This window comes from Lentzea sp. CC55 (genome assembly GCF_021056325.1).
Classification (GTDB): domain Bacteria; phylum Actinomycetota; class Actinomycetes; order Mycobacteriales; family Pseudonocardiaceae; genus Lentzea; species Lentzea jiangxiensis.
In genome coordinates this window covers 1-9230 of sequence record NZ_JAJCXE010000045.1, presented here as the reverse complement: position 1 = coordinate 9230, position 9230 = coordinate 1, and the positions used below count along the sequence as shown (strand labels likewise).

Annotated in this window: 6 protein-coding genes; 3 read left to right on the top strand and 3 right to left on the bottom strand. The window is 70.1% G+C overall.

What is annotated here, in order from left to right; all coding sequences use genetic code 11:
• Nucleotides 1-829: 829 nt before the first annotated feature.
• Nucleotides 830-2353, top strand: a complete 1524-nt coding sequence (locus L6E10_RS28305; RefSeq protein WP_236223053.1) for a non-reducing end alpha-L-arabinofuranosidase family hydrolase — start codon at nucleotides 830-832, stop codon at nucleotides 2351-2353.
• A gap of 69 nt (nucleotides 2354-2422) precedes the next feature.
• Here the strand turns inward: L6E10_RS28305 and L6E10_RS28300 are convergent, their stop codons facing one another.
• The 3 genes from L6E10_RS28300 to L6E10_RS28290 form a co-directional block, all read right to left on the bottom strand.
• Nucleotides 2423-3712 (bottom strand): cellulose binding domain-containing protein, encoded by a 1290-nt coding sequence (locus L6E10_RS28300; protein ID WP_236223051.1) that lies wholly within the window; start codon nucleotides 3710-3712, stop codon nucleotides 2423-2425.
• Nucleotides 3713-3763: 51 nt separating this feature from the next.
• Nucleotides 3764-5218 (bottom strand): PHB depolymerase family esterase, encoded by a 1455-nt coding sequence (locus tag L6E10_RS28295; RefSeq protein WP_236223049.1) that lies wholly within the window; start codon nucleotides 5216-5218, stop codon nucleotides 3764-3766.
• Between the two features lie 227 nt (nucleotides 5219-5445).
• Nucleotides 5446-6819, bottom strand: a complete 1374-nt coding sequence (locus L6E10_RS28290; protein ID WP_236223047.1) for an endo-1,4-beta-xylanase — start codon at nucleotides 6817-6819, stop codon at nucleotides 5446-5448.
• Between the two features lie 478 nt (nucleotides 6820-7297).
• Between L6E10_RS28290 and L6E10_RS28285 the strand changes: the two genes are divergently transcribed.
• Both L6E10_RS28285 and L6E10_RS28280 read left to right on the top strand, forming a co-directional pair.
• Entirely contained in the window at nucleotides 7298-8641 is a 1344-nt protein-coding gene (locus tag L6E10_RS28285) for a glycoside hydrolase family 6 protein (protein WP_236223045.1), read from the top strand.
• 102 nt (nucleotides 8642-8743) lie between these two features.
• A partial coding sequence (locus L6E10_RS28280; RefSeq protein ID WP_236223044.1) for a LacI family DNA-binding transcriptional regulator occupies nucleotides 8744-9230 on the top strand: 487 nt, incomplete at its 3' end.

The following is a 9230-nucleotide window of genomic DNA, read 5'->3' as shown; positions in this document are numbered from 1 at the left end:
GCAACGTGGTCGGTTGACCGGTTCGGTGGCGTGGGACGCGAACTCGCGGACCGGGGACGGGTTCGCGGCGTTTTCGGGCAGTGGGCCGAGGCCGGGGCGCGGCTGGTGGGTGGGTGTTGTCGGACCGGGCCTTCGGCGATGCCGGTGCTGGCGGGGAGTCTGGCGGCGCGGGCCCGCACCGCAGCGCGGTCGAACGCCGATCTGTCGGCGTGGAACCCATCCGACAGGCCATGACCACAAGAGGAGTTCCGCTCCGCGGCGAGCGGGGGCGCCGAAGTTGAGGTCGGCCCGCGGGGCATCTCACCGGACCGCACCCCCAGGACCGCACCCCCAGGACCCCGCCACTGGCGGCGCTCCCCGCTGTCAAGCCCGGAACGCCTTGCCGGACGCGGCGCCCCGCCGGCGTCGAACGCCGGATCTCTTTGCGGTCGAACGATTCGACACCCGTCCACCGCGGCGGGGTTCGCCGCGCCGGTGGTGCAGTGGGCCGAAGCCAGGGCCCGGCTGGTGGGAGGCTGCTGCTGGGCGAGCCTTCCCGGTGCCCGCGGAGAGCCTCCCGGCCAAGTCCGCAACGGTTCGCCGGGCACGCCGCCGCACCGTGGTCGAACGCCGGTTGTCGTTGCAGTCGAACGCATTCGACGCGCCTTGACCACGCGGAGATCGTCCTCCACAGTTTGGAGACGACCCGGTTCCAGCATCCGTCGTAGTTCATCGGCGTGATCGCTGCTCGTCCCCCGGGAGCGCGTGGTGGATCGCTCGGCGCAAACGGTCCATCGAACGTCGTTTCTCACCGCGGTCGAACCCCACCTCGACGAAGAGGAGCACGCCCATGGCCGGATCAGGCCATCGCCCACCCGTTCCCCGCGCCCGCGGACGTCACCGCGCCGCCGCCGTCACCGCCGCCGTGGCGGTTCTGCTCGGCGGTCTGCTGGCGGCCTTCAGCACCACACCCGTGTCGGCGGCGACCGTCGACACCTCCGCCTGGTACGTCCTCGTCAACCGCAACAGCGGCAAGGCGCTCGACGTCTACAACCTCGCCACGAACGACGGCGCCCGCATCACCCAGTGGACCCGCAACGACGGCAACCAGCAGCAGTGGCAGTTCGTCGACTCCGGCGGCGGCTACTACCGGCTGAAGTCGCGGCTGTCGGGCAAGGTGCTCGACGTCTACAACTTCTCCACCGCGGACGGCGGCAACATCGTCCAGTGGTCCGACTCGAACGGCACCAACCAGCAGTTCCGCCTCGCCGACTCCGACGGCGGCCACGTCCGGCTGGTCAACCGCAACAGCGGCAAGGCCGTCGAGGTGCAGGGCGGCTCGACCGCCGACGGCGGCAACGTCGTGCAGTACAGCGACTGGAACGGCACCAACCAGCAGTGGCAGCTCGTCCGCGTCGGTGGCGGCACCGGTCCCACCACCACGACGACCACCTCGCCGGGCGGCACCTGCCAGCTCCCCTCGACCTACCGCTGGTCGTCGACCGGCCCGCTGGCGCAGCCGAAGCAGGGCTGGGTGTCGCTCAAGGACTTCACCCACGTCCTGTACAACGGCAAGCACCTGGTCTACGCGACGACGCACGACACCGGGTCCACGTGGGGCTCGATGAACTTCGGCACGTTCACGAACTGGTCGGACATGGCCTCGGCCAGCCAGAACGGGATGAGCCCCGGCGCGGTCGCGTCCACGCTGTTCTACTTCGCCCCCAAGAACATCTGGGTGCTCGCCTACCAGTGGGGACCGACGGCGTTCAGCTACCGGACGTCGAACGACCCGACCAACGCCAACGGCTGGGGTCCGGCGCAGACGCTCTTCACCGGAAGCATCCCCAACTCCGGCACCGGTCCGATCGACCAGACGCTCATCGCCGACGGCCAGAACATGTACCTGTTCTTCGCCGGCGACAACGGCAAGATCTACCGCGCGAGCATGCCGATCGGGAACTTCCCCGGCAGCTTCGGCTCGTCCTGGACCGAGATCATGAGCGACACCCAGGCCAACCTGTTCGAGGGTGTCGAGGTCTACAAGGTGCAGGGCCAGAACCAGTACCTGATGATCGTCGAGGCGATGGGGCGCAACGGCCGCTTCTTCCGCTCGTTCACGTCCAGCAGCCTGAACGGCTCGTGGACGCCGCAGGCCGCGACCGAGAGCAACCCGTTCGCGGGCAAGGCCAACAGCGGTGCGAGCTGGACCAACGACATCAGCCACGGTGACCTCATCCGCAGCAACCCCGACCAGACCAAGACCATCGACCCCTGCAACCTGCAGCTGCTCTACCAGGGCCGCGACCCGAACTCGGGTGGCGACTACGGCCGCCTGCCCTACCGGCCCGGTCTGCTGACGCTGCAACGCTGACCGTCCGGCACGACGCACAGCACGAGGCCCCCGGCATCCTGGAATGCCGGGGGCCTCGTCGTGAACAGGTCAGGCGGTGGTGCAGGTGTTCCCGTTGAGGCTGAACGACGACGGCGCGGCCGCGTTGCCGGTGTGCGTCGCCTGGAACCCGACCGTGATCGAGGCGCCGGGAGCGATGCCGGGGTTGTAGGAGACGTTGCGCGCCGTGACCTGGCCCGTGGTGGGGGAGTAGGTGGCGCTCCACCCGCCCGTGATCGCCTGCCCGCCGGGCAGCGTGAAGGCCAGCGACCACCCGTCGACCGCGGACGAACCGGTGTTGGTGATGGTGATGTTCGCCGTCAGGCCGTTGTTCCACGCGTTGACCGCCGTGCTCACGCGGCAGGCCGCGTCACCGGGAGGCGTCGTGGTCGTGGTCGTGGTGGTCGTCGTGGTGGTAGGAGGCACGTCGCCGGCGAACTGCGTGAGGAACTTCCACGCCTCACCGGAGGTCCACGTGCGCCAGCCGTCGCCACCGGAGTCGATCGGGGCCGGTGTGTGGCCGCCGTCGAACGCCGCCCACACGACGGGATACCCCGCCCGGCACCCGCTGTACGCGGTGACGATGTGGGTGCGGCTCCCCGCGGAGGGTTCGCGGGGGTTCTGCGGTGTGCAGCCGTTGTTGCGCACGAACGTGTCGCGCAGACCGCGGCCCAGGCCGATGCCCAGCACGTTGTCGCTGATGCCGTGGAAGCCGAGGTAGCCGATGGGTTGGGTGCCTCCGTCACAGCCGCTGAGCTGCGCGCCGGCGTAGACGACGACGGCGCGGAAGACGTTCGCACGAGCACAGGCGACGGCGTAGGACATGCCACCGCCGTAGCTGAAGCCACCGGCGAAGCGCTGGGTCGTGTCGATGCACAGGCTCGAGCCGAGCAGCGCCACGAGGTCGTCGACGAACCTCAGGTCCTGGCCGCCGGGGTTGGCCCAGCCGTTGCCGTTGCCCTGCGGCGCCACGAAGATCGTGCCGTTGTCCGCGGCGTCGGAGAGCCTGCGCAAGCCGTAGTAGGACCAGTTGTAGCCGTCGGAACCGCCGGAGTCGACGTCGTTCGCCGTGCCGCCGCGCCAGTGGAAACCGACGAACAGGCGGTATTGGCGGTTGTTGCTGTAGTTGGGTGGCAGGCGCAGGATGTAGGACCGGTTCTGCCCACCGCTGTTGATGGTGTGCTGGCCGCTCGCCAGTGCCGGCGGCTTGCCACAGCCCGGCGTGGCCGCCGCCGTGCCGGCCTCCCCGGCGACGGCACCGCCGACGGCGACGCCGGCCGCGCCGAGGAAGACCACCGCGCTCGCGACGGCCGCCGCGATCACCGACCTATGCCGGGACATGGCTCGTCCCTTCGAGTTCGTGGAACATCGGGATCCCTTCGTGGCGCTGGATCAGGCGACGGCGCACTGCACGCCGTTCAGCGTGAACCCGGTGGCGGCCGCGCTGTTGCCGGTGTGCGTGGCCTGGAGGCCGATCGAGATCTGGGCGGAGGGCTGGATCTGGCCGTTGTACGAGACGTTCGACGCGGTGACCTGGCCCGTGGTGGGGGAGTAGGTGGCGCTCCAGCCACCCGTGATCGTCTGCCCGCCCGGCAGCGTGAACTGCAGCTTCCAGCCGTTCACGGCCGTGGACGACGTGTTGGTGATGGTGATCGTCTCGGTCAGGCCGTTGTTCCAGGCGTTGACGGCGGCCTTGACCGAGCAGCCCTGGGACGGCGGCGGGGTCGTCGTAGTCGTAGTCGTGGTGGTCGTAGTCGTGGTGGTGGGGTCGGTGCCGGGGCGGTCCAGGCCGAGGAACGTGATGGCGTACCCGACCATCCCGGCGGTCGGCACGTCGTGCCCGGTGCCCTGGGCGCTGATGCCCTCGACGACGCCCGAGGCGCCGTAGCGGGTGCGGGTCCAGTTCGCCTGGGGCTGGTCGGTCGACACCGGGGTCCTGCTGACGCCGTGCACGTTCGTCCACTGGTCGAGCGCCTCACCGAAGTTCGGGTACGCCAGCGTGGTGTCGTTCGTGCCGTGCCAGAGCTGCATCCGCGGGTAGCTGCCGGTGTAGCCGGGGAACATGGCCCGCGCCTGGTCACCCCACTGCTGCGGGGTCTTCAGCAGGGTGCCGCCGGAGCACTGGCTGTTCCACATCGACCCGTCCGCGGTCGCGAAGCACCCGGCGGGCACACCGGCGAACGCCGAGGCCGCGCTGAACACGTCCGGGTACTGGGCGGCCAGCACGTTGGTCATCATCGCGCCGGACGAGATGCCGGAGACGACGATGCGCGACGGGTCGACGTTGTAGCGCTGGCGTGCGTACGACACCATCGACATGATGCCGGTGGAGTCGCTACCTCCGTTGCGGCGCAGGCCGTTCTGGGTGGAGACGTCGAAGCAGCGGCCTTCCCGCGTCGCCTCCGGGTAGACGATGACGTACCCGTGCCGGTCCGCGGCGGTGACGTAGTCCCGGCCGCCGCCGTTGTGCACCGCGCTCGCCGTGCCGGTGCAGTAGTGGATCATCAGGAGCAGCGCGGGGCGGGCGGCGAGCCGGTCCGGCGCGTAGACGTACATGTTGAGGTTGGTCGGATTGGTGCCGAAGCCGGTCACCCGCGTCAGGGACGCGGCGTGCGCCTGCTGCGGTGTGTACGAGAGGGCGACGGCGGCGATGACCGACAGGACCGCCGCGATGAGCGCGATGACTCGGTACCTGGTCGTGTGCTGCCAGGAGGAGTGGGAGAGGGTCACAGTGACCTCGTTCTCGTGCTGGGGAAGGGAGTTCGTGGGAGGGCAGGCGCTGAACCGCCACCGGTTCACGTCGAGCAGGTAGCGGCCGCCGTTCACCGCGCAGGAGGCGGTGGTCACGTCTGGCGGCCGCCCGTGTTCGGGACGGGGCAGCTGCCCGCGAGGGCGTCGGCCTCACGTCGCCGCGGTGGACGGCCCAACGTCCGGCTCGACGGCGGGGCGGCTTCACCCGCTCCCTCGCCGTCGTGAGGATCGCCTGCGAGACCTCGCGGCCGTCACCGCCGCCCAAGGGCAGGCGGGCTTCCGCGGAGGACGTCACGTCGCACCGCGGGAGCCCGCAGGGATCGTCAGCGCGCCGAGCAGGTCGGGTTCAGCCCCGCGCCGCTGCCGCTGCCCTGGAAGCCGAACTCGGTGGACCCGCCCGCCGGCACGTCGGCGTTGTAGTCCACGTTGGTCCAGGTGACGGATCCGCTGGTGCCGCTGCGGTTCGCGCTCCACGAACCGGTGACCGTGCCGTTGGACAGGGTGGTCGTGACGGTCCAGCCCCTCAGCGCGCTGGAACCCGCCGTGACCTTGACCGTGGCGACGAAGCCCTCGTTCCACTGGTTCAGCGACACCGTCGCGGTGCAGGCGCCGTTACCGGGGTCGTTGCTCGTCGTCGTGGTGGTCGTGGTCGTCGTGGACGTCGTCGGGCCGGGGCCACCAGCCGCGTTGAGCGCGTCCAGCGTGGAGTTGTACGCGGCCTTCTTGTTGCCGTTGCCGTCGAACAGCAGCGGGGTGCCCGAGGCGCGCCACGAGTCGGTGTCGCGGATGCCCCACACGGTGATGCCGGTGCAGCGCGCGACGTTGAGGCACGCCTGGGTGACCCGCTGGTAGTTCTGGGCCTGCGTGCTGCCGGAGCCCTCGATGTCGAGCTCGGTGATCTGCACGTCCACGCCGAGGTTCGCGAAGTTCTGCAGCGTGGTCTGGTAGTTGGACGGCACCGGGCTGTTGCTGTTGAAGTGCGACTGCAGCCCGACGCAGTCGATCGGCACGCCGCGGGACTTGAAGTCCTGCACCATCCGGTAGACGGCCTGGGTCTTGGCGTGCGTCCAGTCGTCGGTGTTGTAGTCGTTGTAGCAGAGCTTCGCGCCGGGGTCGGCGGCCCTCGCCGCGCGGAACGCGGCCTCGATCCAGTCGTTGCCGGTGCGCTGGAGGTTCGAGTCGCGCCGCGCGCCACTGCTGCCGTCGGCGAAGGCCTCGTTCACCACGTCCCAGGCGTAGATCTTGCCGCGGTAGTACGTGGCGACCTGGGTGACGTGGTTCAGCATCGCGTTGCGCAACGCCGTGCCGGACATGCTCTGCATCCAGGTCGGCTGCTGCGAGTGCCACGCCAGGGCGTGGCCGCGGATCCGCTTGCCCTGGCCTCGGGCGTGGTTCACGATCCGGTCCGCGTTGCCGTAGTTGAACCGGTTCTGGGCCGGCTCGGTCGCGTCCATCTTCATCTCGTTCTCGGCCGTGACCATGTCGAACTCACGGTTCAAGATCCCGACGTAGGTGGAGTCGCTCAACCTGTTCGCCGCGACGGCGGTGCCGAAGTACCGGCCGCTCTGCTGAGCGGCGGCGGCGAGGGTGGTCGCCGCGTTCGCGACGGGTGGGGCGATCAAGGTGGCGCCGATCGCGGCGGTCGCGACCGTGGCGATGATCGGGATCAGGGCCACTGACTTCGATGTCAGTTTCATCTTCCACACTTCCCGGGGTCGACCCGAATGCAGGGCGGGTGATGGGCAGGACAGAAGGCCGGACCCGGTGCGCCATTGCCGGATCGCGGTGGGCGGTGAGAATTGACGGGAGTTGTTCCGCCGCCGCCCTCCGTTGCCGTTCCGGAGTGTCGCAGCCACTGCGGCGCGGTCACAAGAAGTGGTCGTCGAATTCGACAGCAGGTTGCCCTGATCGGCGTAAACCGGATGCGGGAGCGCTCCCAACTACCACGTCACAGCGTTGATCGCAGTTCAGGAGAAAGTTTCGAAACTTTGTCTGCCGCATCGACGGGTGAGCGCTCCCGGCGTTGACGATTCAGAGTTCCGTGGTTACGTTGGCCCGAACTCGCATTCGCTTCTCCGACGTTATGAGAGCGCTCTCGCGTCGCTGATTCTCAACTCCGGACAGCAATGACGCTGCGAGAACTGAATCACTGCAACCGAGCGAACTGGAGACACGATGACACGGTGGAAGCGGGGTGCGGGCGCGGGCCTGCTCTCGGCGGCGGTCGTCGCGGGAACCGTCACACTGGTGGTCGGAGGCGGCGCGTCCGTCAGCGCCGCCGAGTCGGCGTTCTACGTCGACCCGTCGAGCTCGAGCGCGCGTTGGGTGGCGGCGAACCCAGGTGACTCCAGGGCGGCGGTCATCCGCGACCGCATCGCGTCGGTCCCGCAGGCGCGCTGGTACACCACGACCAACACCTCGACGGTGAGGTCCGAGGTCAGCTCCTTCGTGGGGGCGGCGGCCTCCGCGGGCAAGATCCCGATCCTGGTGGTCTACAACGTCCCGAACCGCGACTGCGGCGGCCCGAGCGGCGGCGGCGCGCCCTCCCACGAGGCGTACCGGGCCTGGGTCGACGAGGTCGCGGCGGGCCTCGCCGGCCGTCCGGCGACGATCGTGCTGGAGCCGGACGTGCTGCCGTTGATGACGAGCTGCCAGAACGCGGACCAGCAGAACCAGACCAAGGCGTCGATGGCCTACGCGGGCAAGAGGCTCAAGTCCGGGTCGAGCCAGGCCAAGGTCTACTTCGACATCGGCCACTCCGCGTGGCTGAGCCCGTCGGAGGCGGCGAACCGCTTGCGCGGGGCGGACATCTCCAACAGCGCCGACGGCATCTCGACCAACGTGTCGAACTACCGCGCGACCTCCGACGAGGTGAACTTCGCCAAGAACGTGCTCAACGCCGTCGGCGACAGCCGACTCAAGGCCGTGGTCGACACCAGCCGCAACGGCAACGGTCCCGCCGGCAGCGAGTGGTGCGACCCCGCCGGGCGCGCGATCGGCACGCCCAGCACGACGAACACGGGCGACTCGAGGATCGAGGCGTTCCTGTGGGTCAAGCTGCCGGGCGAGTCGGACGGCTGCATCGCGCCGGCCGGTCAGTTCGTGCCGCAGCGGGCCTACGAGCTCGCGATCGCGGCGGGCCCGATCACGACGACGACGACCACCACCACCACGACGACCACGACGACGACCACGTCCGGCGGTGGCAACCCCGGTGGCTGCACGGCGACCCACCGCGTGACGAGCCAGTGGCAGGGCGGCTACTCCGCGGAGGTCGTGATCGTCAACCGCGGGGCGGCTCTCAACGGCTGGACCTTCTCGTTCTCGGCCCCCGGTGTGACGGTGGCGCAGGGGTGGAACGGCACGTGGAACGACACGGGTGACGAGGTCCGGGTCACGAACGCGGCCTGGAACGGCACGCTCGGGTCCGGCGCCCAGGTGAGCATCGGCTACAACGCGAACTACAACGGCACTCCGCCGTTCTCGTCGCCGGTGCTGAACGGCGTCGCCTGCTCCTGAGGTGGTGACCATGGGGTCCCCGGCCGCTGCTGCGGCCGGGGACCCCGTTCCCGTGCCGTCGCGACGACGGCCGGCCCGAGAGCGGGAGGAGGCGGACCCGCGGTGGGACGTTCGCGCGTGACCCTGGCCGACGTGGCGGCGGCGAGCGGGGTGTCGGTGACCACGGCCTCGCTCGTCCTGACCGGACGGGCGAGGGAGCTGCGCATCTCCGAGGCGGCGGAACAACGGGTGCGGTCCACGGCGAGGGAGCTGGGCTACCGGCGTGGCTCGCCCGAGGCGTCGCGTACGGGGCTGTCGCGGACGATCGGGTTCGTCCTCGACGCCGTGGAGTCCCCCGGCTCCACCGGCGACCTGGTGAAGGGTGCCCTGGAGGCGGCTCACCGCCTCGGGTTCATGCTGCTCGTCGCCGAGTCCGGCGGAGACCCGGCGCGGGGGCGGAGCCTGGTCGAGGCGATGCACGACAGACGGGCGGACGGCGTGGTGTTCGCCGCCGTGCGCTCGGGGGCCGTCGCCGAAGCGCACGGCCTGCGACGCGGGCCGGCCGTGCTGCTCGGCGCCACCGCGCCCCGCTCCGGCCTGCCCGCCGTGG

Coding starts and splice junctions, on each gene's coding strand:
- L6E10_RS28305 (WP_236223053.1), top strand. CDS start 830: ATGGCCGGATCAGGCCATCGCCCACCCGTTCCCCGCGCCCGCGGACGT.
- L6E10_RS28300 (WP_236223051.1), bottom strand. CDS start 3,712: ATGTCCCGGCATAGGTCGGTGATCGCGGCGGCCGTCGCGAGCGCGGTG.
- L6E10_RS28290 (WP_236223047.1), bottom strand. CDS start 6,819: ATGAAACTGACATCGAAGTCAGTGGCCCTGATCCCGATCATCGCCACG.
- L6E10_RS28285 (WP_236223045.1), top strand. CDS start 7,298: ATGACACGGTGGAAGCGGGGTGCGGGCGCGGGCCTGCTCTCGGCGGCG.